Here is a 25,073-nt window from a genome sequence, read left to right as displayed (position 1 = left end):
GAAAAGTACAGTACTCATTATCCCCCCACTGCCTTGATTAAACGTGCTGCAATTTTGTCTAAAGCTAATATCTCATGGGCTGCGCCAATAGCGGCGGCAGCCTTAGGCATACCATAAACAGCACTGCTTTGCTCATCTTGAGCAATGGTCAAAAAGCCTTTGTCTTTCATCGTTTTTAAGCCTTTTGCGCCATCCCGCCCCATTCCTGTCAATAACACGCCGACGGCTTGACCTTTCCATGTTTGGGCAACACTCTCAAAAAAAACATCTACCGAAGGACGATAAACTAAATGACTCGGCTCTTGGGTGTAGACTATCCGTCCTGTCGACAATAACTGTGCATGATGATTAGTCCCTGCCAATAAGACGGTGCCAATAATAGGCTCTTCGTTATCTTTGGCTAAGCGAATAGGAAGTTGACATTGTGTGGCTAACCATGTGGCCATACTGCCCGCAAATACCTCATCAACGTGCTGAATCAGTACAATTGCCGCATTAAAAGAGCGTGGTAATGCTTTGAGGATAGTTGCAAGCGCCGCAGGCCCACCTGCAGAAGCGCCAATCGCAATCAACTTTTTACTGGTATTTGCGCTAGTTACGGCTGGTATCCCCGTTTGTGGCCTTTTTTCTACGGCGCCAACCAATAAACCGACGTTATAAATTTTACGAAATAGTGGCTCAAAATCTGCTCGGTTTTGGCTAAAACTGGGGGTGTTTACGGCATCTAAAGCGCCATAGCCCATTGCTTCAAACACACGGCTAAGGTGTTTATCTTTATCACTGGTGACAATAATAATGGCGCAGGGTGCTTGCTGCATGATACGTTTGGTTGCTTCTACACCATCCATGACAGGCATCAATAAATCCATCAGAATGATATCTGGACGGTGTTTGATGGCCATTTCGATGGCCTGTATGCCGTTATTAGCAACCCAAATCACTTCATACAGACTGTCTAAGGCCAAAGCTCGTCGTAAGGCTTCAACGGCCAATGTTTGGTCATTGACGATGGCTACTTTCACGTTCTTGCCTCTCCAATCAGGTCAACAACGGCATCCAACAAGGCTTCGTCATGGAAACTGGCTTTGGCTAAATAGTAATCCGCACCCGCATCAAGGCCACGCATACGGTCTTCTTCTCGGTCTTTATATGACACGACCATCACGGGTAATTGTTGTAAGCGGCTATCACGTCTAATCAATGTGACTAGCTCTATCCCATTCATACGCGGCATATCAATGTCGGTGACGACTAAATCAAAATTCTCTGCACGTAACATGTTCCAACCTTCCATGCCATCAACCGCAACACTGACGTCATAACCACGACTCAACAATAATTTTTTCTCTAATTCGCGCACAGTCAAAGAGTCGTCAACCACTAATACCCGTTTTCGCAATAAGGTTTGTTGCTGCTGAATACCTCTATCAACACGTTGTAAACTTCCACTTTGGATAAGTTTTTCTGTGCTACGTAACATGTCTTCAACATCTAAAATAAGTACGGGTGTCCCATTCTCTAAGACAGCACCCGCTAATACATCTTGAATTTTACCTAAACGGGTATCGAGCGGGAGTACGACCAGCGTTTGTTCGCCTAATAACTTATCTACCGTTATACCGTATAATGTCTCTTGCTGACGGAGTAAGACGATTGACAAATCATCGCGCTCATTTGCCGTATCTGAACGCTGTAACAGCTGACTCGCCGAGATTAAACTTACCGCCAGCGACTGATACCAAATATGCTGACGACCATTAAGCTGTACAATCTCCTGACAAGGGACACTGAGCATACGTTCAATATGACCGAGTGGGAAAGCGTAGACCTCACCACTGATTTCTACCAGTAAACTGCGAATAATAGACAGTGTTAAGGGCATTTCTAAGGTAAAACGTGTGCCTAAACCTGATTGCTGCGTGAGTGATACCGAGCCTCGCAACTCATGCATTTCATGATGTACGGCATCTAAACCTACGCCACGCCCCGATACTTCAGTGACAGTCTGGCGCATACTAAAACTGGGTAAAAATAAAAAAGATAGCAGCTCTGGCTCGGTCAATTGGTGTGCCGTTTGCTGATTGGTTAATTGCCGTTTAACAATCAGCTCTCGCAAGTTGGCTAAATCTATGCCTCGTCCATCATCCTCGACATCGACTCTTAACTTGTCGGCATGATGATAAGCCCGTACAGTAATTCGCCCTTCTATGGGTTTAGCAGCAAGCATACGCTCCTCTGGCGTCTCTAAACCGTGGTCAACCGCATTTCTCAGTAAATGTATTAATGGCGCTTCTAAGCGCTTTAAGACATCTCGGTCAACTTGTGTTGTGTCGCCCTCTACTTCTAAACGGACTTGTTTACCTAAGCTGCGTCCTAAATCTCTGACCATGCGTGACTGACCTAACATCACGTCAGCAAACGGCCGCATTCTACACATTAAGGCTGTATCGTAGAGTTGTTGTGCGCGTCGCGTTGCTTGCCAGTTAAAATCATCCAGACTTTGCATGTGCTTTTGTAGTTGTGTTTGATACTCATTAAACTGTTCTAAGATTTGTTCTAACTGACGTTCAACGTCCATCGTTTGTGCTTGCTCTTTAAGCACTTCCAACGCACTGACAAGTTTTTTTGTCGTTTGACGTTGTTGTCGACGTAAACGCTCAAATGCGTCAACAACGGGCTTCACGCGTTTTAATTCAACTAAGGATTTACTCGATAAATCTAATAGCTGATTTAAGTGTTCTGCCGTTACCCGTAGCACACGTTCGCCCATATCGGCGCTACGATTCTCGGATATGTTGATTATGGGTTCTGGCGCTAATAGAGGGGTTGTTGCTTCAAGTAGTAGGCTACTCGCTATGTCATCAATATTCGTTTCTACTAATGCGGGTTCTAAGCGTGGTGTCTCTGCAGGTGTTTGTAAGAGTTGTTCTAAACGCAAAATAAGGGGGTCGATTTTGCTCCATACCTGAGGGTCTGTAATATGGAGCAAGATATCAGAACCAGCCAATAGAGCATCTATATGTTCGGCTGTGAGTAATAATTTGCCTTCTTGCGCGGCGACTAAACAATCTTCCATCACATGGGCAATTTTGACGCCTTCGTCTAAACCAATAATGCGCGCTGCACCTTTTAAGGAATGGGCAGCACGCATACAGGCTTCCAACTCAGCCGCAGAGGTTGGTTGACGCTCTAGTATCAATAAATCTTTATTTAAGACGGCTGTTTGTGCTTCGGCTTCTTGACGGAACAAGTCCATCATCATGTCGTCTCGCATTATATCGCTCATGAGAGACTCCGTTTAATGGCATTCACCAACCAGACATTATCTATCACGCTAATACTTTGCCCTTGCCATTGCAAGACGACTTTACTAAAACTGTGCTGCGTTTGTGAGTGTAATAGATGTCGAGGAACCGTCTGAATGCCTTTGATTTCGTCAACAGGAAAAATGACCTTCTTGTCTGCACTCTCGCCTAAAATTAGCATTCTCGGCGTACTATTGGCCGTGGCAGAAACATGAGCCTCTGGAACACCTAATACACGATGCAGGGACAAACAGGCAACCAATGCACCTCGGACATTACTCACGCCCAGAATTAAGTCAGAACGCCGATGTGGTAAGGAGTGGATAATTTGTACTGGCGCAACCTCTATCAGTAAAGGCAATGTTAAACCTAGCCATTGTTCGCCTAATCTAAAAAATAAAACAGACTCTGTACTGTACGTTTGCGAAAGACTGGTGACGCTCACATCCTGTTGATTGTCATCCCATTGTAGCGGATAAAAATCCAAAATACGTTTGGCAGCATCTGCATAAATTTGACAATGATGGCAATGTACATGGTGTGCGAGTTGTGCACAGCTACGGTCGCCTCGAATGCCAATACGATTCCAACAATCGTCTAATTGATAATCCATATCGGCAACCAAAGGAATGCTGTTAGCCATGCTTAGTCACTCCTTTGGTCATACGCTGTTGCAGACGTTGCGCCCCCGCAACATCACCCCGTGCAGCCAATAGCATGGATAAATGGGCAAGTGTTTCGGTATGTTGTGGCTCTAAATACAAGGCTTTACGATAAAAATCGATAGCTTGCGTTTGTAAACCTTGCGTATCGTGTAATAAGCCTAACCAATAAAAAATATCGGCGGAGGGACTCTGTTGTTTAAGCTGTTGTTGACACAGTTGGATAGCCTCTACGAGGCGACCTGCATTTGCTAAATGACCAATATTATCTAGCACTTGTTGTGTACTCATGGGTGCAGATAAGGGCACAGTCGTTTGAGTCGGCTTCTTAGGTACAAGGCTAGGTTCAGATTTAACCGATGCGCGCATGGGGGGTTGTACCATTCGTGGTTTTGCTACTGCGGCGCGTTTAGGCTCTACTAGCGTTTTTTTAGACGTAACGGCTTGTTGAAAAGCAAATGATAAAGGAATACCTAAAGCCTGTAGGCCTTGACGACTGACCAAGTTGGCTTCGGCAGGCCCTACAAATAAATAGCCCTCTTTGTGCAATAACCGTATCAGATTCGTCAATACCATTTCTTGGGTGGGCACATCAAAATAGATAAGTACATTACGACAAAATACAAAGTCATAGGCAGGTTCAAGCAGTAAAATCTGGGGATTTAATAAGTTGACCAGACGAAATTTGACTTGCTGCTTGACATTAATATTCAACTGGTAGCTATCTTTCAGCTCGGTAAAATAGCGTTGACGCTGAATGGCACTGGCAGCCCGAAAGGAATTTTTGCCATAAATAGCGGTTTCTGCTTTCGTTAATAACGGTGCACTAATATCAATGGCATCAATATGAAATTGCTCTGCTGTCATCCCCACATCAAATAAAGCCATGGCAATCGAATAAGGCTCTTCACCTGTTGCACATGGGGCACTCAAAAAACGTAAGGGCTGGTGTGTCATGTTATAGCGCTTTAATGCCAAGTCTGCCATGGCGCTAAACGATTCTGGGTAACGAAAAAAGGAGGTTTCGGGCACAACGACCGCTTCAATCAAGGCTTGTTGTTCTACCGAAGACTGTTGCAGGAGTAGCCAATAGTCATGTTCTTGATTCAGGCTGTTGGCCTGTAAGCGTTGACGAAGCACACGCTCTATGGCGGAGTCGCCAATAGAACTGGCATCTAAGCCCATACGTTGTTTCAAAAATAGACTGACTTGTTGAAGAACCGTCATGCCTGCTCTCCAGTTTGTAAAAACAGACGGGCATGAACTTCTTCTGGCAGTAAATGTGGAATGGTAATACGTTGAATCAAGCCCTGCGTATGTGCCAAGACAGGGCCTAAATAGGCAGACTCGGGATGATGGACACCATAGTCATGAAAATCTTGCGCTAAACAACGTAAGGTATCTGTCGCCTGCTCCAAGATGAGACCCAGTAAATAAACTGGCGCAAAAATATCTTCTGTCGCTTGATATTGCACAATGACAATCCGCGTACTGGTTTTATCACGTGCGCTGGGTAAGCCTGTGCGCGCTGCCAAATCCAACACAGGCACCATTTGTTGTCTATAGTTGAGCAAACCCGCTATCCATTCGGGGACAGCCAATAATTGTTTGAGTGGTCTCAGATGTGTGACTTCAACAATTTCATTGGCACTCAAGGCGTAACGGTCTGTCCCTATGTTGAACAATAAGTACAGCTGTGTTTTTTGTTCGGGTTTAGATCGTGAATCGAGTAACGCCATTACGCAGCCCATTAGCAATATGGTTTAATTCTTCTATAGATAAGCTGGTTTGTCTTAATGAATCCACGGTTTGCGCACTGGCCTCGCTTAACTGACTTAAGGCTAAATTGATTTGCTCTGCGCCTGTAGCCTGTGCATGCATGCCTTCATTCACCATTTGCACCCGTGGTGCAAGGGCTTGTACCTGCTGAATAATTTGACTCAACTGCTCGCTAATTTGTTGAACCTCTGCAATACCACTGCGCACATCCTCAGAGAACTTATCCATTCCCATCACACCTGCGGATACAGCGGATTGAATTTCGCGTACCATTTGTTCAATATCGTAAGTCGCAATCGCTGTTTGGTCAGCTAAACGTCTGACTTCGGTTGCCACTACGGCAAAACCACGGCCATATTCGCCTGCTTTTTCTGCTTCTATGGCAGCATTTAAGGATAATAAATTGGTTTGGTCAGCGACTTTAACGATAGTAATCACGACTTGATTAATATTACTGGCTTTTTCATTGAGTACAGCGAGTTTCGTATTAACTACTTCAGCCGCCCGAATCACATGCTCCATCGTATCTTCCATACGAGTTAAACCGAGCTGGCCTGCACCTGCCAAGGTCGCTGCCTGTTCTGCGGCATCAGAGACTTCTCCCATCGTACGGACTAAATCGCGTGAAGTCGCTGCAATTTCACGTGAGGTAGCACCAATTTCTGAGGTCGTCGCGGCTGTTTCGGTGGCGGTTGTTTGTTGTTCTTGCGCTGTTGCTGCAATTTCAGTGACCGACGTCGTGACTTGTACGGCTGAGCGTTGCGCTTGTGCTACCAAATCCGTCAGTGCGGCACTGGTACTGTTAAAGCCTTCGGCAATTAAACGGAACTCATCTTGGTTGGTAAATACCAATCGGGTTGTCAAATCCCCTTCTTTAAGAATACGCAAGGCCGTCACAATTTTATTGACGGGTAACATAATCGCTTTTAACAACAACGTTCCCATAACCATCGCTAAAACAATCGCAACCACCACGGCACTCACTAAACCAATTTTTGCGTGTCGTACTGCGGAGGTAATAGACGACGTTGCATGCTCTGCCTCAACACGGTTATTTTCGACGAGCTGCAATAAATTTGCTCGACTACGGTCCCATGTTTCATACACTTGTGGCAGCATTTGTCGTGCTTCAACGTATTGTTTATGCTGTGCTGCATCCAATAAGGCATGAAGGCTTTGTTTATAGATATCAAAAGATTGCTTGTAGTCTGCAAACTGCTCTTTGTCTTTCATACGAGCAATCTGTGCTTCGTACAAACGGGTATTGTCATTTAACAATTTCAGACTTTCATATACCTTTTGATGGTAGTCAATGGGGACTTCATTGTTATCAACCGCAATAATCATATTTTGGGTAAATACAAAACTATCGACTAAATGCTGACGCATCAGTACGCTGAGCTGTAAACCCGGTAAGGCATCGGTATTTACCCGACTAGAATCTTGTTCGACACCTTCCAAGCGTATAAATGCAAATATGACCGTGATGGTCAAGACGGCTATCACCAACCCAAAACTTGCCATAATGCGCTGGCGTAAATTAAATTTTTTCACAACATCATCCCATATTGAAAAGTGTTAGCTATTATGGCCATCTGATAATTACGGCGTTTTATCTGTTGAATTTTTCTAAAAAAATACTGTTTAAGCTGCAACTGCCATCATCTATTGACACGAGGCAAATCAAAATAAAATTCTGTCCCCTGCTCGGACGAGTGAAAATTTATTTGCCCACCTAAATATTCGACAATACTACGCGCAATATTAAGACCTAAACCCGTCCCTGCTTTGGCCGTATTTGCTTGCGCAAATCGATTAAACACGTGCTCTCTAAAAGACTCTGGAATACCGACACCATAATCTCTGACGCTAAATCGCACCATCTGCTGATGATGCGTTGCTTTTAGCTCGACAACTGCATGGGCATGACTGTATTTGATGGCATTCGAAATTAAATTGGCAAATACTTGTTGTAAGCGAACTTCGTCGGCCTGTACACGCAAGCCTTGGCTAGGTTGTATAATTTGTAGTTGGACGTTATAGCGCAAGGCATAACCTTCATTGGCACTAATCGCGGTTTCCATGGCTAAATCGGCATCTACCTCAGAAAGAGTAAAGTCCATCCCACCCATAGCCATTTTTTCCATATCTAGGATATCGTTAATCAAACGTCCAATATGGTCACTATTGCGATGAGCAACTTCTAGCATACGTTGGGTTTTATCGTTTAGCTCACCAAACTTGCCACTTAAAATCATCGCTAATGAGCCGCGAATCGACGTCAATGGCGTACGCAGCTCATGACTCATCGTCGCAAAAAATTCATTTTTTGCTTTATCTACGGCTTTACGTTCGGTGATGTCACGTATCACTAAACTCAACTCTATGCCCTGCGTGGTAGGGAGTCGCGTAATTAAATACTCCACAGGAAGTGTGGGCATGGCGGGGTTTAATAGTAAATTGGCTTCAATATAGGTACTTTGCTTTTGCTGTATCGCTTCTTGTAGTTGTGTGGCAAAGTCGTCACGCGCTTGCGCCTCTAACAGCTCGCTAAAGATGATACTATCCAAGGCGACTCCCGACGGACTTAATAAGACTTGAGCCGCTTTGTTGTATTGGACAATACGCCCCATCGCATCTAACTTCAGAATACCTGTCGGGACAGTATCTAGTAACAATTGGAGTTCTTGATGTGTGTGTAAAAGCTGAGATTGGCTCACCTGTAGGGCTTGGGTGGCTTCATCCCGTTGACGTAATGCTATATAAGAGCGTGAGTGATATTTGATACGCGCAATTAACTCTAAAGCATCAGGCAATTTCACCAAATAGTCATTAGCCCCCATTGCAAAAGCTGCACTTTTTATTTTGGGCTCTTCTTTGGTTGATAAGACAATAATCGGAATGGCTTCTGTTGCTTCATCAGCCCGATATGCACGTACTAAGGTTAAACCATCGGTTTGCGGCATGACCAAATCTTGCAATATCACGGTAGGCTGTACTTGTTTTGCCACTTGTAGGGCTTGGGTTGCATCACTACAAAAATGAAAACTAAAGCTCGGTTCTGTTGCTAAAATACGACGTATCGCTTCGCCAATAATCGCTTGGTCATCAACCAACAACACCTTAGCAGCTACAACATCAGGGTTAATACTAATTTGAATATCCTGCATGTATCACTCCAAAGGCCAACAACAAATGCGTGATGATGATTAAACATATTTTTTGCGTAGCAATAACATTCGTGTTATGTAAATTAGGCTATCGGCTGTGAGTATATCCAAGCGCGTATCAATTGCAATCCTGTTTCAACTCAACGGCTTATCTGAGGGATAAGGGATTAAACGGCACAAAACAGAGAGGCTCAAATTTGATGTTGCAATTAAGTACCCAACACTTATTAACTATACACGTAGATATCTATAGAAAAAACATCCATTTACTGTGTCATTTGGGCAAATACTTTTTTGCCAAACATTCATTACAATCATCCAATTAGTTATCCTAGTCGTATTCATCTTTATCTAGATATCCTATGGTGATATCTTTCCTAGGGTCTCTTTTTCTACTAGTCTTAGAGACGGTCATAAAAAGATAACAATAGTGGAGCAAATCAATGTCGAAATCCCATTTTGATGTATTAATTTTAGGGGCAGGCTTGTCGGGTATTGGCGCAGCTTGTCATTTAACGCGTAAATTTAAAAATAAAAGTTATGCTATTTTAGAACGTCGTCAGGCAATTGGCGGTACATGGGATTTGTTTAAGTATCCTGGTATTCGCTCTGATTCTGATATGTCAACCTTTGGTTATAGTTTTCGTCCTTGGCGGGAACCCAAAGTATTAGCCGATGGTCCTTCTATTAAACGCTATGTGATGGATACGGCTGAGCGATATGGCGTTACTCCACACATCCGTTTTAGCCGCAAAGTGGTCTCTGCCGCATGGTCAACTGACAAAGGCCACTGGACAGTGACCGCACACAATGAAACTACGGGGCAAGATGAAATTTTTACGGCTCGTTATCTCATCGCCGCCACCGGTTACTACAGTTACGATGCAGGCTTTACGCCTGAGTTTAAAGGACGCGACCAATTCAAAGGAACCATTGTGCATCCACAACATTGGCCTGAGTCTTTAGACTATCAAGGTAAAAAAGTGGTGGTGATTGGTAGTGGCGCGACCGCCATTACACTGGTACCGTCGATGGCCGCAGGCGGTGCACAGGTCACGATGTTACAACGCTCCCCTACTTATGTCATGACCGTGCCTGCGGTTGACCCTGTATGGTCAAAACTAGCGCGTTTCTTACCTATAAAAGCCATTTATACCGCCACCCGTGTGCGTAATATTGGCTTACAACGCGCTTTGTACACCGCATCCCGCGAAAAACCTGCTGTCGTGCGTCGCTTACTGCGTAGTTTGACCAAGCATCAATTAGGCGACAAAGTCGATATTAAACACTTTAGCCCACGTTATAATCCATGGGATGAGCGTTTATGCGTCGTCCCTGATGGCGATTTATTCAAAACCTTACGTCATGGTAAAGCGGATATTGTCACAGACAATATCAAAACCTTCGACGAAACAGGTATTCAATTAGAGTCTGGACGCCATTTAGATGCTGATATTATTGTGACCGCGACGGGTCTAAATTTACAACTCTTTGGCGGCGCTAAAATGAGCGTAGATGGTAAGGCTATCGATATCAAAGAGCACATGGCTTACAAAGGCATGATGATGAATGATATTCCTAATATGTTAGCTATTTTTGGTTATACCAATGCCTCATGGACACTTAAAGCAGACATTGTCTGTGAGCACTTTTGCCGCATTATTGCGCATATGGATAAACATGGTTTGAAAACTGTCACTCCAAGAGCGCAAAACGTACAACGTACCGACGATACCGTCATGGGTAGTTTAGCCTCTGGCTATGTACGTCGTGGTGCAGATAATTTACCACGTCAAGGCGATAAAGCACCGTGGATGGTACTGAATGACTATTTACGCGATGCCACAGCCTTAAAATTTGGCAACTTACTAAACCCTGCCTTAGAGTTTAAATAAACAACGACTGGCCTTTATGCGGCACGCATAAAGGCCTTGTTTTAGAGCCATTTAGGATTATTTAAATCCAATATTTACGCTGCCTTTATCATATTACTAGCAAACAAGTCAGCGAGTCTTGGCGCTAAGGCATTTGGTATATCATGCCCCATGCCATCAATCAGTTCAAAACGCGCCCCTTTAATACTTTTAGCCACCGCTTTACCGCAAGCAGGCCGCAATAACTTATCTTCTTTACCATGTACGACCAGCGTTGGCACACGAATATATTTAGCTAATGGCCGTAGATTGCCCGTACCCATGACCGCTAAAAAGTGACGTTTTACCCCCGCAGGATGAAAACTTCTATCCATTAAGCCGCCTGCAAAATGACGAATTTCATCAGGCGTCATACGGTAAGCAGGACTACCAATCGCCGTAAATAATTTGACACTATGGTCAAGTAACATATCGCGTGGCGCGTGCGCACCCGGCCCTTTAATTAAGGGAAAAAACGCATTCGGATGTGGTGGCGGTAATAAAGGCTGATTATTACTCGAAAATAATATCCCCAAACTAATAACGCGTTCGGGATATTTGGCGGCAATAATTTGACCAATCATGCCCCCCATGGATGCACCAATAATATGCGCCCGTTCAATCCCTAAACTTGACATCAGCCCCACGGTATCGGCTGCCATATCATATAAGTTATAGGGTGCAGGATTAGCTAAGCCCATTTGGAAGCGCGCCATAGCCAACCAAAAATTTTGTTTTTCACTACGCTTTTTAATTTTACTGGATAAGCCAATATCACGATTATCAAAGCGGATGACTTGGTATCCTTGTCTGACTAAGGCTTGGCAAAATGATTCTGGCCATAATAGCATTTGCGCACCTAAGCCCATAATCAAAAATACAGCTGGTGCTTGTGGGTCACCCCAACGGTCATAGGCTAATTCAATTTCACCAACAGTCGCCTTGCCTTCTTGCATACTCATACGTAGTTACCTATTTCAAATTCATGGGTTATTTAGCACTTTTTTAACACATGTGCCACGATGATGACTTAAACCTCGATGTTATATCATGATTTTAGTTTTACGCTTTGGCTGACGTGCTAGATTCATGGGCAAATCCGCTAACCATTGTTGCCATGGTGGCACCCACCCGCCAACTGCTTTTTCTAAACTGAGCGCACAAGCTAATGATAAATGGTCATTATGCTGATTGCTGACCACTTGAATACCCGTGGGTATACCACTGGCATTTAAGCCCATCGGTACAGCAGTGGACGGCAGCTCCATGGCATTCACAATCGCACAATCTACAAAGTCAAATGGTTTTAAGAGGGGGTGTCCATGTCTGGGGGCGACTTTAGGAAAGGTTGGCATAATCAATACGCCATCGTCTGCTAATAATTCGTTGAGCTGTTGTTTGAGTTGTAAACCTAATTTGACGTAATGTTTTCGCTGTCCTACTGCCAAGTTTGGAAACTGTTCTAGTAAGGTGAGCATTAATAACGGCAGCGTATGTGGTGACTGTTTGCCTTGGATTGCCATTTGCATCAACGCTTTGACGGGATGTTTAATGTGGTATTCACCAAACAACATGGCGGTAAACGAGTGTTCAGGTGTCGATGAATCTGCCAACAGGCTTGACCAAATCATAAAAGCATCATCTAACAACGGTAAATCGACCGTGAGATGACGTGCCCCTTGTGCAACCAATGCATCTACAGCCTGTTGCTGTGCATTTAAAATATCGGGGCTGACTTTTGGCCCCCGCTCTGGACTGACTGTGATGACCCGCAATTGACTGATATCCACCTGTGCCACCGATTTTAGGCGATAACTCTGGCTACCCGCTAAAATACGCACTAAAGGTTCTAAATCTTCCGCACGTCTACACAAGGGGCCAGCCGATAAATAATTTAAGGTTTGGCCATGTGCACTCGGAAAATGTCCCTCGTTATTAATTAACAACGGAGAGGCTTTGTGGCCAAAAACACCATTAAAAAAAGCGGGCATACGAATAGAGCCTGCTACATCTGAGCCTAAGCCAAAAGGACTGCCCCCTGCGCCCACAATAGCGCCCTCACCGCCTGATGAACCGCCTGTAATCCGTGTACGGTCATAGGCATTTTTTGTTCTGCCATAAACGCGGTTATACGTTTCATACCACATGGCTAATTCGGGGGTATTGGTCACACCAAGCGGAATGGCACCCGCTCGACGTAAAGCATTCACCGCATAGGCATCAGATTGACCAAAGACATCTTTACGCGAGACCATACCCACCGCTTGCGGCATACCTTCAAACTCAAAGGTATCTTTAATAGTACAAGGGACACCTAATAATGGTGGTAACTCATTAAAGTTGGTTGCTTTTGCAATGAGATTATCAGCCGCATCTGCTTCACGTAGCGCCTGTTCAAAACGATGGCAAATGACCGCATTTAAGCGTGGATTCACACACTTGATTTGGGCAATATGTGCTTCTACAACCATTCTTGAACTTATTTTTTTAGCTTTGATATCGGCCGCTAAAGCAATAGCAGATTGTTTTAATAACATAGGATTTTTGCCTTTCACAGTTGATGCTAGTTTAACGAGCCATCCCCTCAATAACGCCCCTATCTACTGTGTGTTGGAGGTATGGCTTCTCGCTGTTTTAGGTACTATCGTTCAATTTTTGGCATGAATCTAGGTCTTATTGCGCCAAAATACTTGTCATTTTTCATTAAAAGTGGGCTATTCTCGACAAAATAGCGTCACCCCTTACGCATTTGTTCTCAAATTCGCGTTAAAATAGAGCTCGGCTTAGATGACCACATCGTTTGTATTATTAACAATATCGTTGTTGTATGCATAATCCATGCAAATTCCGTGAGCCATCTCCGTTGTACTGATGTAATCTCTTTTTACGATATCGAGACCATGACTGATTATTTACTGCTGTTAATTAGTACGATTTTGGTCAATAATTTTGTCTTAGTTCAATTTTTGGGGTTGTGTCCTTTTATGGGGACATCTAAAAAATTGAGCACCGCCGCAGGTTTAGCACTGGCCACCACTTTTGTGCTAACTTTGTCTTCTGCCCTAGCGTATTTGAGCTACGCCTTTATCTTAAAGCCTCTACATCTAGACTATCTCAACACCTTAACTTTTATCTTAGTGATTGCGGTAACAGTACAATTTACCGAAATGGTACTGCATAAGACGAGCCCTGCTTTGTATCGCATCTTAGGTATTTATTTACCCCTCATTACTACTAACTGTATTGTATTGGGTGTCGCCTTATTAAATATTCGTGGGCAAGATGCCAGTTTTATCAAGGCCTTATTGACAGGTTTAGGGGCTGGTTTAGGCTTTGCACTGGTATTAGTATTGTTTGCAGCCATGCGTGAGCGCATTAATGTTGCTGACGTCCCCAAACCTTTTAGAGGGAATGCTATTGCCATGATAACGGCGGCATTGATGTCTTTATCGTTTATGGGCTTTACAGGCCTCGTGAAATTTTAACATGTTGACGATTTTAGGCGCGGTGGTAGTGATTGGACTGGTTGCACTGTTAGCAGGTGCCATTTTAGGCTTTGCTGCCGATAAGTTTAAAGTCGAAGCCGACCCCATCGTAGAACAATTAGATGCGTTGCTACCACAAACACAGTGTGGGCAATGTGGGCATCCAGGCTGTCGTCCTTATGCCGAAGCTATCGCACAAGGGGAAGCCATCAATCATTGTGTGCCTGGCGGCCAAGAAACCATCAACAAAATTGCTGCCTTGATGGGTGTAGAGCCATTGCCTTTAGACAGTGAATACGGTGTCGAAAACCCTATTAAAAAGGTCGCCTATATTCGTGAAGACGCATGTATTGGGTGTACTAAATGTATTCAGGCCTGTCCTGTTGATGCCATTATTGGTGCCGCCAAACATACGCATACGGTGATTGTGAGTGAATGTACGGGCTGCGATTTATGTGTAGACCCTTGTCCTGTTGATTGTATTGACATGATTCCTATGCCTGTCACACGCGAAACATGGCATTGGCCCTTACCGCAACCTGCGTCTACAGCACATAAAATTCCTATCATGCAGGTCGACGAATGACTCAGTTCACGTATGCGCAATGGCCATTAATCGGCGGTATCCATCCGCCTGAACACAAACAAGCCTCGACACAGTGCCCCATTCAGCACATTCCTTTACCCGCACAATTAATTGTACCCATGCTGCAACATCAGGGGGAAGAAGCTAAACCGATTGTTGATATTGGCGAGCATGTCTTAAAAGGACAAAAAATTGGCGAAACACGCGCGTTTGTTGCGGCACCTGTACATGCCCCAACCTCAGGTATCATTACCGCTATTGGTCAGTATCCCGTTGACCATCCCTCACAACTCCATGCCTTGTGTGTAGTGATTGAACCTGATGGTCACGATGAATGGTGTACACACACAGGTTTAGATGATTATTTTTCTGCCAACGCTCGCACCTTACTTGCGCTGATTCGTGAGGCGGGTATTGCGGGTATGGGAGGCGCTGGCTTTCCAACAGAAGCGAAACTGAGTATCCATCATGCCATAGATATTGTCGTCGTGAATGGCATGGAGTGCGAACCTTATATCAGCTCTGACGATATGTTAATGCGTGAGCGTGCCGCCGAGATTATCGAAGGGGCACGCATTATTCGGCATATCTTACAAGCCAAACATATTATTGTTGGGATAGAGGACAATAAGCCCGAAGCACTCATGGCAATGATGACTGCCAGTCGAGTCGATACTTGTATTTCTGTATTAGCCACTCCCACCCGTTATCCCTCAGGTGCCGCACGACAAACCGTGTACTTGTTGACTGGCAGAGAAACACCTGCCCAAGGACGCACCACCGATGTTGGTGTATTTTGCCTGAATGTGGCTACCGCCGTTGCCGTGTATCGAGCGGTCGCCTTAGGTGAACCTTCGATTTCACGTATCACAACGGTCACAGGTTTAGGTGTGCATAAACCCGCTAACTATGAAGTGTTATTTGGTACACCGATTGCGCATCTCCTAGCACAGGCAGATTACCAGCCCGCACGTAGTACACGTCTCATTATAGGTGGGCCCATGATGGGTTATACCCTGCCTCATCCCCATATTCCTGTGATTAAAACCACCAATTGCGTCATTGCAGCCACTGCACAAGACTTTCCACCTACCGAGCCTGAAATGCCGTGTATTCGCTGTGGGGATTGTGTGCCCGTCTGCCCTGTCAATTTATTGCCACAACAACTGTATTGGTTTAGCAAAAGTGAGCAGTTTGAACAAGCACAACAACATCACTTAGCGGATTGTATTGAATGCGGTGCCTGTGCTTATGTTTGTCCCAGTAACATTCCACTGGTGCAATATTATCGCTATGCCAAAGGAGTGATTGCCGACCAACAGCAAGAAGCGCTCAAATCAGAACGCGCCAAACTACGTTTTGAGCGGCGTAAACAGCGTATCACACAAGAAGAGGCCGAAAAAGAAGCGCGCCGTAAGGCAAAAGCCGAGGCTGCCGCAACGCCCTTAACAACGACAAACCACCAAGCACCAAGCGATGGTAAATCGCTGATGATTGCCGCCGCACTTGCCCGTAGTAATCTAAAAAAAGCGCAAAAGAAACTCACTGTAGCACAAGCCAATCAAGAAAGCACCGAGGTGCTTGAGGCTGAAATTGCTCAGTTAGCACAAGAAGTCAAACGGATTGAAGCCGAGCTACAACCGCCACCTTAGAGAGAAGATTATGGCATTACTTTCCGTAAGTTCACCCCATCAGCGCAGTGGGCAACAGACACCTAAACTGATGAGGCAAGTGATTTACGCTACCTTACCAGCCCTGCTCGCGTTAAGTGTATGTTTTGGTCTGGGTTATCTTCTCAATAGTCTTTGGTGTATGTTGCTTGCCATCGTATTTGAAGCAGTTTGCCTAAAACTACGCGGCAAAGCCGTACTTTTCTTCCTAAAAGACGGTTCTGCTGCCGTGACAGGTTTATTATTAGGCCTATCTCTTAGTCCACTGGCACCGTGGTGGCTGCCTGTGATTGGGCTATTTTTTGCGATTGTGATTGCCAAGCATCTTTATGGTGGTCTAGGGCAAAATCCCTTCAACCCCGCTATGGTTGCCTATGCATTATTGTTGGTTTCTTTTCCTGTAGAAATGACACGTTGGCCACAACAGTTGATAGACCTGTCATCATGGTGGTCTTTTTTTACGGGTAATCCACTACAAATTGACCAACTCACAGGAGCAACCGTCTTAGACACCTTGCGCCAACAAAGCCAATATCAAGGCATTACGCAGCCTTCGTTTTTAGCTGATGGTCACTTATCGGCATCATCGGCCTTAGTCAACCTCAGTTTTGGTTTGGGTGGTTTGTATTTATTACGTCAAAAAGTCATTCAATACGCTATTCCCGTCAGCATGTTAGCCAGTTTAAGTCTTATGTCTTTGCTTTTTTACTGCGTAGATAGTCAGCACTTTGCATCACCCATCCTGCATTTGCTCAGTGGTGCGACCATGATGGCTGCTTTTTTTATTGCTACCGACCCCGTCAGCGCAGCAACCACGCCATTAGGTCGTCTGATATACGGTGCAGGCATTGGTCTACTCATTTATATTGTTCGCACATGGGGTGGCTACCCAGATGCTGTCGCTTTTGCCGTATTATTAATGAATTTAGCCGCTCCTATGCTTGACCACCTCTGTCAACCTCGCACCTTTGGTCATCAACCGATTAAATGGACAAAGAAACAACCATGAATGCCAGTATTCGTCAGAATGCACGTGTTTTAGCGGTATTTGCTCTACTCTGCACTGGATTGATTGCAGGCGTCTATGCGCTCAGTAAAAACAAGATTGCGGCTAGTCAACAAATACAACTCATGGATTCCTTAAACACACTGATTCCTGCATCAAACTACGATAACGATTTACTTCACGATACACGCCTTATTGATAACCAAACCTTACTGCATTTAGAAAAACCCAGTCTGGTGTATCGGGCGCGTAAAAATGGCCAACCTATAGGGGTTATTTTTCCTGTCGTTAGCCCTGATGGGTATAGTGGTAAAATTCATCTCTTAGTTGCAGTCGCTAACAATGGCCAATTATTAGGGGTAAAGGTTTTAAGCCATAAAGAAACACCAGGCTTAGGTGATGCCATAGAAAGCGAAAAATCGGACTGGATAACGCAGTTCACATCAAAATCGTTAGCCAATCCTGTCGCCGCACACTGGGCAGTCAAAAAAGATGGCGGCCAATTTGACCAGTTTACGGGTGCAACCATTACCCCACGAGCGGTTGTAGCAGCGGTTAAAAATGCCTTGCTTTATTATCAGTTGCACCAGCAAACTTTATTTGACTAGCTACGATAACCCTATTTTATCAAACAGCGATGGCTGATTACATTGCCAATTCACAGAGAATAGCCCCATGACGTCCATTTATAAAACCATTGCCATTGATGGTCTCTGGCGCAACAACACGGCAACGGTACAACTCTTAGGCTTATGCCCCCTATTAGCGTGTTCTGGCTCTGTAGTCAACGGATTAAGCCTCGGCCTAGCCACCACGTTGGCTCTAGTCACCTCCAATGCGGCGGTCTCTGCGGTGCGTCATTGGGTACCAAACACACTGCGTATTCCCATTTTTGTGATGATTATTGCTGCGTTTGTCTCGTGTATAGAATTACTTATCCATGCCTTTAGTTATTCACTCTATCAGGCTTTGGGTATTTTTATTCCATTAATTGTCACCAACTGCGCCCTGCTGGGACGCGCAGAAGCCTTTGCCTCAAAAAATAACACCCTTGCCGCCGCATTTGATGGTTTGATGGTTGGACTTGGGTTTACACTGGTCTTAGTCTTACTGGGTGCAATGCGCGAAGGCTTAGGCTACGGCACACTGTTTGCCAATATGCATTTGTTATTTGGGGAATATGCCCGTACTTGGACACTACGTTTAGCAGACTATAAGCCGTTCTTATTTTTTGTCTTACCACCAGGTGCATTTTTATGTCTTGGTTTGGTGATTGCCGCAAAAAACAGTATAGATGAGCAACTAAAGCGCAAAAAGCAGCACACTAAACACGGGCAGACAGGCAGTAAACGGGTCAGAACAACAGGACATATTAGTTAAACACCACAAACACAAAACTTTAACTTTGTTTCGTATAACGTCACCGAGATTGACTCCGCTTTGATTAGAGGGATTGGTATTACATCATGCTCAAAAAACATGACATTGTTGAATTGTTCACCCGTTTACAACATCACAATCCTCACCCTACGACAGAACTAGTCTATCAAACGCCTTTTGAATTATTGATTGCGGTTATTTTGTCTGCCCAAGCCACCGATGTCAGTGTGAATAAAGCCACTGCCCAGTTATATCCCATTGCCAATACCCCCGAAGCCATTCTCGCCTTAGGGGTTGATGGCTTAAAAAATTATATTAAAACCATTGGCCTTTATAATGCTAAGGCTGAAAACATCATCAAAACGTGTCAACGTCTGATTAGCGACCATCAAAGCCAAGTGCCGTCCACGCGTGCCGAATTAGAAGCACTCGCAGGCGTAGGACGAAAAACAGCCAATGTCGTGTTAAATACCGCCTTTGGTCAGCCCACGATTGCTGTGGACACACACATTTTTAGAGTGGCTAATCGTTTAGGTTTAGCAAAATCCGACTCGGTAGAGGGCGTAGAACAGCAATTACTGAAAAAAGTTCCTAAACAATTTACGTTAGATGCGCATCATTGGTTAATTCTGCATGGTCGTTACGTATGTACAGCGCGTAGTCCTAAATGTAGCCAGTGTTTAGTCGCGGATTTATGCCAATACAAAAACAAAACGCCCCAATGATGGGGCGTTTAGTCTAGCAAGCGCAGTGCTTAGAAGCGGGTTTCGATACCTGCACCTACTAAGAAGCCTTTACGGTCTTTCGCACCATCTACGTAACTATATTTATCGTCTTTTACTATCGAAGCCGCATTACCGTATACTTTGGTGCTTTGGGTAAAGCTATAATCAATACCGCCACCAATTAAGATGGTATTAGTTTGCTGATTCAGACCACTACCAACATCGAATTTGTCTTTGTTAGACTGCAAATACTGACCGCGTACTGTCCACTTATCTAAATCATAAGTAAAACTACCGACCACAGACTCTTCGGTCTCACTGGGACCAAATGAATTTTCAGCCGTTTGATACATACCCGATAAGGTCAAGTCACCCATTTTAAAACGAGCATTCAAACGAACAGCGTCCATATCCTCAATTTCTTTGTCAAGGGCAGCGCCTAAATACAAAGAATCATCTTCATAACTAAAGGCAGCGGAATAACCATCGGCTAAATGGTTTTCCTCAGGGCCTACTGTCGCGGTAAGTTGTTTTTCACCTGGTACTAAGGATACGTTTGCACCAAATACATCTAAGAATTTAGGGGAAACATAGTTCAAGGAGTTACCTAAACGTTTTTGACCATAGATAAAGTTGCCCATATCTAATTCACTGTGGTCATTAAATACATCGACAGAGTCTTCTGCATTTTTAAGAGGGGAATCAATATAACCTAAACGTACAGTACCCCATTGAAAGTGCTTTAAGCCAATATAACGCTCACGGGCATCTAACTCAGAAGCTGCCTTCACATCACCCTGCACTTCCCACTCGGCTTTGTAAACAACGGTAAATTCATCGCTTAATTTTTCGTTACCTTTTACACCAACACGTGACGCATTGCTATTTAATGCCCAACCACCGTCTGTTTTAGTGCCATCATCAACATCCATATAATCTACAGATAAGTTCAGACGACCATAAACAGTTGGTGCAGCTTGTGCAACTAATGGCAGAACTAAGGCCGCGCCTACTGCTAAAGCTAATACATTACGTTTCATTTGGCTTTCCCCTTTCGGTTAGTAATCACTGTGCGCGTGTCAGTTTGGACTTGAGTGTGCTTTGTTTTAGTGCACACTTTTTACATTCGCACAGACTATGACATAATTTGTAACATTTTTCATGGGACTGTCAATGTTATTTTGCAAATATCACCAGATATTTCTGCTTGACTTTTACAAAAAATAAACAAAAAGCGCTATCTCACTCCAAATCGGTCACAGTTAATTTTTTATGGCACTGAGACTGACTTTAGTTTAACCGCGCTTATCCCTTCAATTCAGCTTCGTTTACATCAGGGTCTATTAACCCTTTAGGACTGAGACAGGCATGACTTAGGTCATCTATATCAATCTTTATTAGCCCAACAAAGTGACTTATTTGCTTGCGCAGATACGTCGTTGTTGTCAATCACACGGCACGATATAGCTATTGAAACGAGAGTAGAATGTTGCTTTTTTTATCCTTCAGTAAACCTAAAAAATGCCCGCTATCTTGTTATCTGTAGCAAACGCATGACATTAGTTATGTAATTCACTCAATTTATCAGCAAACGCCAACCTTGTAACAAATTATTCACACGCTCGTCAAGCAAGCAACAAGCTACTAAACGACAAAAAGGCTAATAAATCCCCCTGACTGACAATTTGTCCCGCAGGAATGACCGCAAAACCATCCGCCCATACGGCAGATGATAATACGCCGCTACTTTGATTATCGTGTTTAATCAAACGTAAACCGTCCGAACCATGTACTACTTTTACCCGCAGATATTCGGTTCTGGTTTGCGCCTTTTTAATAGCAAAGTCACTGGCAATCAGGGCGAATTGTGGGGTTAGCCCGTCACGTTGACCTTGATAATTGATGAGAAAAATACGTGCCAGTATCGCAAAGGTAACAAAAACAGATTGTGGGTTACCTGGCAGCCCCAAAAATGGGGTTTCATGGACATAACCAAAGGCCAAGGGTTTACCTGGTTTAATGGCAATTTTCCATAACTCTAAACGTCCACATTGGTTGACAGCGGCTTTGACATGGTCTTCTTCGCCCACAGATACACCACCTGTTGTCATGATGACATCGGCTTGTTGTGTGGCTTGTTGTAGTGCATCTAAGGTAGCCTCTAAATTATCAGGAATAACACCGCCATCTATCAGGTCTATATCTAGTTTTTTGAGTAAGCTGGCTAATAAAGCACGATTACTGTTATAAATTTGACCACTAGCGAGTGGCTGACTTGGCTCAACCAATTCATTGCCCGTACAAAAAAACATCACCTTTAGACGACGATATACGTTCACCTTAGCGTGACCAATCGTCGCTAATAAGCCAATTGCTGCTGGCGATAGGCGTGTGCCTTGGCTTAAAATACGGGTTCCCTGTCGAATATCCTGACCTTGAGGGCGGATATTATCGTATGCGTCTGGCTGGATGACAAAACTGACTGTTCCATCCGCCGCAACCACGGCATCTTCCTGCATAATGACTGCATTTGCCCCTTCAGGAATGACTGCGCCTGTAAAAATACGCGCGACAGTTCCGTCTAATAATGGCTGCGGCGCTACACCCGCAGTAATTCGCTGGCTAACCACATAGGGTTGTTGCGTGCAGAATTTGTCACAGCACACTGCATAACCATCCATCGCCGAATTTGCTTGGGGTGGCACATCCAAGGTTGCTATCACATCTTCCGCTAAAATCCTATCTAGCGCCTCATAAATACTAATCGTTTCTACAGGCAATAGTTGATGGCGACCTGCTTGCTCCAATCGCGTTTGTGCTTGAGCAATGGGCATCAAGCCATGACTAGGGCAGCTACTCATTGCTCTCTACTCTCACACTGAGGTAGCGTTTTTAGGTGGGGCACAAAATTACAAGGACGATGCTGATTATCTAGCTGTTGAGACAAAATATTAATCCATGCTGTTTTACAGGCATTTGTCGAGCCTGGTACACAAAAAATGACGGTATGGTTGGCAAAACCCGCCAACGCACGCGACTGTAAGGTGCTTGTACCAATTTCGGCGACTGAAAATTGACGAAATAACTCGCCAAAGCCTTCGATGTGCTTATCAAACAACACATGAACCGCTTCGGGGGTACTATCCCGACCCGAAAACCCTGTTCCGCCCGTAATGATGATGCTTTGTACCTGCGGACTGGCTATCCAAGCAGAAACGACTGCTCTAATTTGATAAATATCATCTTTCACAATGTGACGCGCTGCCAGTTGATGACCCGCCCCTGTTAAGGCGTCAATCAAATACTGTCCTGAGGTATCTGTTTCTAAAGTGCGCGTATCCGATACCGTTAATATGGCAATGTTTAATGGGATAAACGGTTTTTCGATTTTACTGGACATATTTCTTATCCTAGGGAGTGTATAATTAACCACCTGTCATATTCATAAAACGAACAATTTGTGGCTCATTGGCTAAATCAAAATAATGACGTTCGGGTTTATGGGCTAAAGCGGCATGAATCGCCTCAATGACGGCTTTATCATCGTCTGGCGAGGCTCTTAACACCGCTTTTAAGTCGATTGAATGCTCGTTGCCCAAACATAACAATAGGCGTCCTTCTACGGTGACACGCACCCGATTACAATCGCCACAAAAATTATGACTATGTGGCGAGATAAAGCCAATACGACTGAGACTATCCGACATCGCATAATAGCGCGCGGGTCCACCTGTACTGTCTGTCACGGCATGCAAGGGATAAACCGTACTGATTTGCGCTCTGAGTTCATCACTACTCATATACGTTTGTTGGCGTGTATGGTCGTCAATCTGTCCTAGGGGCATTTCTTCAATAAAGGCAATGTCTAGCTGCTGTTGACGTACAAAATTGACTAAATCCAGTACCTCATCTTCGTTATAACCACGCATTATCACCGTATTTAGTTTGATACGCTTAAACCCTGCATCTTGTGCGGCTTGTATGCCTGCTAACACGTCTGCTAAGTCGCCTGTGCGCGTAATGTCCTTAAATCGTTTAGTTTGTAGGCTGTCTAGGCTGATATTGATACGACTTAAACCTGCCGCTTTTAAGGGCGCTGCCAGTTGACTAAGACGAGACCCGTTTGTGGTGAGTGTTAACTCTTTCAGCCCCTCTAATTGCGCCAATTCCGTCACTAACCAGACTATATTTTGTCTAATTAAGGGTTCACCGCCTGTGAGTCGAATTTTTGTCACGCCCAAAGCCACCAGTATTCGACCAATACGGTAGATTTCTTCCAAACTCAGTACTTGTGCTCGTGGCAAAAACTGCATGTCTTCACTCATGCAATAGACACAACGAAAATCACAACGGTCAGTCACCGATAAACGGACATAGGTGATTTCGCGGCCAAAACCATCAATGAGTGCCATAATCAGACTCTGCTTGTTTTGCTAACTGCCAAAGCTGTTCCATTTCTATAAGGTTCGTTTGACTAAAGGTTTTATCCTGCTGTTGCAAGTGGTCTTCTATAAAATTAAAACGGCGGGTAAATTTACTGTTTGCGAGTTTTAGGCATTGTTCTGCATCTACACGGAGATGCCGCGCTAGATTCACCACACAAAATAATAAGTCCCCAAGCTCCTCAGCAATCGTCGCTGGACTATGGGCAATGGCATCCTCTACTTCGTCTAATTCTTCACGCAATTTAGCGATTACTGCGTTGGGGTCATGCCAATCAAAGCCCACCTTAGACGCTTGTTTTTGTAGCTTTTCGGCACGGGTCAATGCAGGCTGCCCTGTGGCCACATGCTCCAATAAATAACGACGCGCTTTATGTGTACTTGGCTCTTGCGCTTTAATCAGCGCCCATTGTGCACTGACTTGTTCTGGCGATAAATCTTGTTGTTCATTAAAGACATGCGGATGCCGACGAACCATTTTTTCACTAATGGCTTGCACCACATCGGCAAAGCTAAATAATCCTTGCTCTGAGGCAATTTGTGACTGAAAGACAACTTGCAACAATAAATCGCCCAACTCATCTGCTAACAGATGATATTTTTGCTCGGCTATTACCTCGGCAACTTCGTGAGCCTCCTCAATGGCATAAGGTGCTAACGAGGCAAACGTTTGCGCTTTATCCCAATTACAGCCATTGCTACCACGCAACTGCGCCATAATCTTTAATAAATCTTCTAAGGTATAGTGTGCCACTGATTACAGTCCTCCATACGGTATACGCAAGCATAAGCATACGCTGTTATGCGTCATCTAGGATGAAAAATGATGGCTGATGAGTCAACTGCGCGCTGTTTCAGCGTTTGGACATAACCGCCCTCTGTGATAAGCGTGGTCAGCACACAAAAACATACGCGAGTAAAAACCACTTGAATATTGCTTCAACGCAAGC

General features: G+C 44.4%; 21 protein-coding genes and 1 pseudogene. 8 read left to right on the top strand and 14 right to left on the bottom strand.

All coding sequences use genetic code 11. From position 1 onward, the window contains the following. Positions 1 to 17: 17 nt before the first annotated feature. The 7 genes from cheB to C8N29_RS17330 all read right to left on the bottom strand — a co-directional run bounded on the left by cheB (position 18) and on the right by C8N29_RS17330 (position 8,916). Positions 18 to 1,022, bottom strand: a complete 1,005-nt coding sequence (gene cheB / locus C8N29_RS13745) for a chemotaxis response regulator protein-glutamate methylesterase (RefSeq protein ID WP_107866646.1) — start codon at positions 1,020 to 1,022, stop codon at positions 18 to 20. Then, positions 1,019 to 3,286, bottom strand: a complete 2,268-nt coding sequence (locus C8N29_RS13740) for a hybrid sensor histidine kinase/response regulator (RefSeq protein WP_107866645.1) — start codon at positions 3,284 to 3,286, stop codon at positions 1,019 to 1,021. The genes cheB and C8N29_RS13740 overlap by 4 nt, the downstream gene beginning before the upstream one ends. Beyond that, complete coding sequence (locus C8N29_RS13735) at positions 3,283 to 3,948, bottom strand: chemotaxis protein CheW (protein WP_107866644.1); 666 nt, start codon at positions 3,946 to 3,948, stop codon at positions 3,283 to 3,285. Before C8N29_RS13735 ends, C8N29_RS13740 begins: the two co-directional genes overlap by 4 nt. Further along, a complete protein-coding gene (locus C8N29_RS13730) occupies positions 3,941 to 5,194 on the bottom strand; it encodes a CheR family methyltransferase (protein ID WP_107866643.1) in 1,254 nt (417 codons plus the stop codon). Before C8N29_RS13730 ends, C8N29_RS13735 begins: the two co-directional genes overlap by 8 nt. Further along, positions 5,191 to 5,706, bottom strand: coding sequence for a chemotaxis protein CheW (locus C8N29_RS13725; protein ID WP_107866642.1), 516 nt, complete (start codon positions 5,704 to 5,706; stop codon positions 5,191 to 5,193). Before C8N29_RS13725 ends, C8N29_RS13730 begins: the two co-directional genes overlap by 4 nt. Further along, positions 5,681 to 7,300 (bottom strand): methyl-accepting chemotaxis protein, encoded by a 1,620-nt coding sequence (locus tag C8N29_RS13720; protein WP_107866641.1) that lies wholly within the window; start codon positions 7,298 to 7,300, stop codon positions 5,681 to 5,683. The genes C8N29_RS13725 and C8N29_RS13720 overlap by 26 nt, the downstream gene beginning before the upstream one ends. Positions 7,301 to 7,407: 107 nt before the next feature. After that, positions 7,408 to 8,916, bottom strand: a complete 1,509-nt coding sequence (locus C8N29_RS17330) for an ATP-binding response regulator (protein WP_107866640.1) — start codon at positions 8,914 to 8,916, stop codon at positions 7,408 to 7,410. 443 nt (positions 8,917 to 9,359) lie between these two features. On the opposite strand from C8N29_RS17330, the gene C8N29_RS13710 reads away from it, so the two are divergent. Then, positions 9,360 to 10,811, top strand: a complete 1,452-nt coding sequence (locus C8N29_RS13710) for a flavin-containing monooxygenase (protein WP_107866639.1) — start codon at positions 9,360 to 9,362, stop codon at positions 10,809 to 10,811. 74 nt (positions 10,812 to 10,885) lie between these two features. Here C8N29_RS13710 and C8N29_RS13705 read toward each other — a convergent pair whose 3' ends face one another. Together C8N29_RS13705 and C8N29_RS13700 are read right to left on the bottom strand one after the other, a co-directional pair. Continuing rightward, positions 10,886 to 11,791 (bottom strand): alpha/beta fold hydrolase, encoded by a 906-nt coding sequence (locus C8N29_RS13705; protein ID WP_107866638.1) that lies wholly within the window; start codon positions 11,789 to 11,791, stop codon positions 10,886 to 10,888. Positions 11,792 to 11,872: 81 nt separating this feature from the next. Next, on the bottom strand, positions 11,873 to 13,366 hold the full coding sequence (locus C8N29_RS13700; RefSeq protein WP_146164474.1) for an amidase: 1,494 nt from the start codon (positions 13,364 to 13,366) through the stop codon (positions 11,873 to 11,875). 363 nt (positions 13,367 to 13,729) lie between these two features. On the opposite strand from C8N29_RS13700, the gene rsxA reads away from it, so the two are divergent. The 7 genes and pseudogenes from rsxA (at position 13,730) to nth (ending at position 19,681) form a co-directional block, all read left to right on the top strand. Next, a complete protein-coding gene (rsxA, locus tag C8N29_RS13695; RefSeq protein WP_107866636.1) occupies positions 13,730 to 14,314 on the top strand; it encodes an electron transport complex subunit RsxA in 585 nt (194 codons plus the stop codon). A gap of 1 nt (position 14,315) precedes the next feature. Continuing rightward, positions 14,316 to 14,807, top strand: a pseudogene (gene rsxB, locus C8N29_RS13690) (electron transport complex subunit RsxB); the annotation flags it as partial. An 89-nt stretch (positions 14,808 to 14,896) separates the two neighbouring features. After that, a complete protein-coding gene (rsxC, locus tag C8N29_RS13685) occupies positions 14,897 to 16,552 on the top strand; it encodes an electron transport complex subunit RsxC (protein ID WP_107866634.1) in 1,656 nt (551 codons plus the stop codon). 10 nt (positions 16,553 to 16,562) lie between these two features. Then, positions 16,563 to 17,579, top strand: a complete 1,017-nt coding sequence (locus C8N29_RS13680) for an RnfABCDGE type electron transport complex subunit D (protein ID WP_107866633.1) — start codon at positions 16,563 to 16,565, stop codon at positions 17,577 to 17,579. After that, the gene (rsxG, locus tag C8N29_RS13675; protein ID WP_107866632.1) at positions 17,576 to 18,184 is read left to right on the top strand and encodes an electron transport complex subunit RsxG; all 609 of its coding nucleotides are present in this window, start codon (positions 17,576 to 17,578) and stop codon (positions 18,182 to 18,184) included. The genes C8N29_RS13680 and rsxG overlap by 4 nt, the downstream gene beginning before the upstream one ends. Before the next feature lie 67 nt (positions 18,185 to 18,251). Then, positions 18,252 to 18,956 (top strand): electron transport complex subunit E, encoded by a 705-nt coding sequence (locus C8N29_RS13670; RefSeq protein ID WP_107866631.1) that lies wholly within the window; start codon positions 18,252 to 18,254, stop codon positions 18,954 to 18,956. A gap of 86 nt (positions 18,957 to 19,042) precedes the next feature. Continuing rightward, positions 19,043 to 19,681 carry an endonuclease III gene (gene nth / locus C8N29_RS13665; protein WP_107866630.1) on the top strand — a complete coding sequence of 213 codons (639 nt, stop codon included), beginning with the start codon at positions 19,043 to 19,045 and terminating at the stop codon, positions 19,679 to 19,681. A gap of 29 nt (positions 19,682 to 19,710) precedes the next feature. Here the strand turns inward: nth and C8N29_RS13660 are convergent, their stop codons facing one another. The 5 genes from C8N29_RS13660 to mazG form a co-directional block, all read right to left on the bottom strand. Beyond that, positions 19,711 to 20,721 (bottom strand): porin, encoded by a 1,011-nt coding sequence (locus C8N29_RS13660; protein WP_107866629.1) that lies wholly within the window; start codon positions 20,719 to 20,721, stop codon positions 19,711 to 19,713. A 585-nt stretch (positions 20,722 to 21,306) separates the two neighbouring features. Further along, entirely contained in the window at positions 21,307 to 22,542 is a 1,236-nt protein-coding gene (locus C8N29_RS13655) for a molybdopterin molybdotransferase MoeA (protein WP_107866628.1), read from the bottom strand. Beyond that, entirely contained in the window at positions 22,539 to 23,081 is a 543-nt protein-coding gene (moaB, locus tag C8N29_RS13650; RefSeq protein WP_107866627.1) for a molybdenum cofactor biosynthesis protein B, read from the bottom strand. The genes C8N29_RS13655 and moaB overlap by 4 nt, the downstream gene beginning before the upstream one ends. Before the next feature lie 25 nt (positions 23,082 to 23,106). Continuing rightward, a complete protein-coding gene (gene moaA / locus C8N29_RS13645) occupies positions 23,107 to 24,093 on the bottom strand; it encodes a GTP 3',8-cyclase MoaA (RefSeq protein ID WP_107866626.1) in 987 nt (328 codons plus the stop codon). Then, complete coding sequence (mazG, locus tag C8N29_RS13640) at positions 24,080 to 24,877, bottom strand: nucleoside triphosphate pyrophosphohydrolase (protein WP_239987172.1); 798 nt, start codon at positions 24,875 to 24,877, stop codon at positions 24,080 to 24,082. The genes moaA and mazG overlap by 14 nt, the downstream gene beginning before the upstream one ends. Between the last annotated feature and the right edge of the window lie 196 nt (positions 24,878 to 25,073).

Source organism: Agitococcus lubricus (genome assembly GCF_003051055.1).
GTDB lineage: Bacteria > Pseudomonadota > Gammaproteobacteria > Pseudomonadales > Moraxellaceae > Agitococcus > Agitococcus lubricus.
The sequence above is the reverse complement of the archived record's forward strand: the minus strand, read 5'-3'. Positions and strand labels throughout refer to the sequence as shown.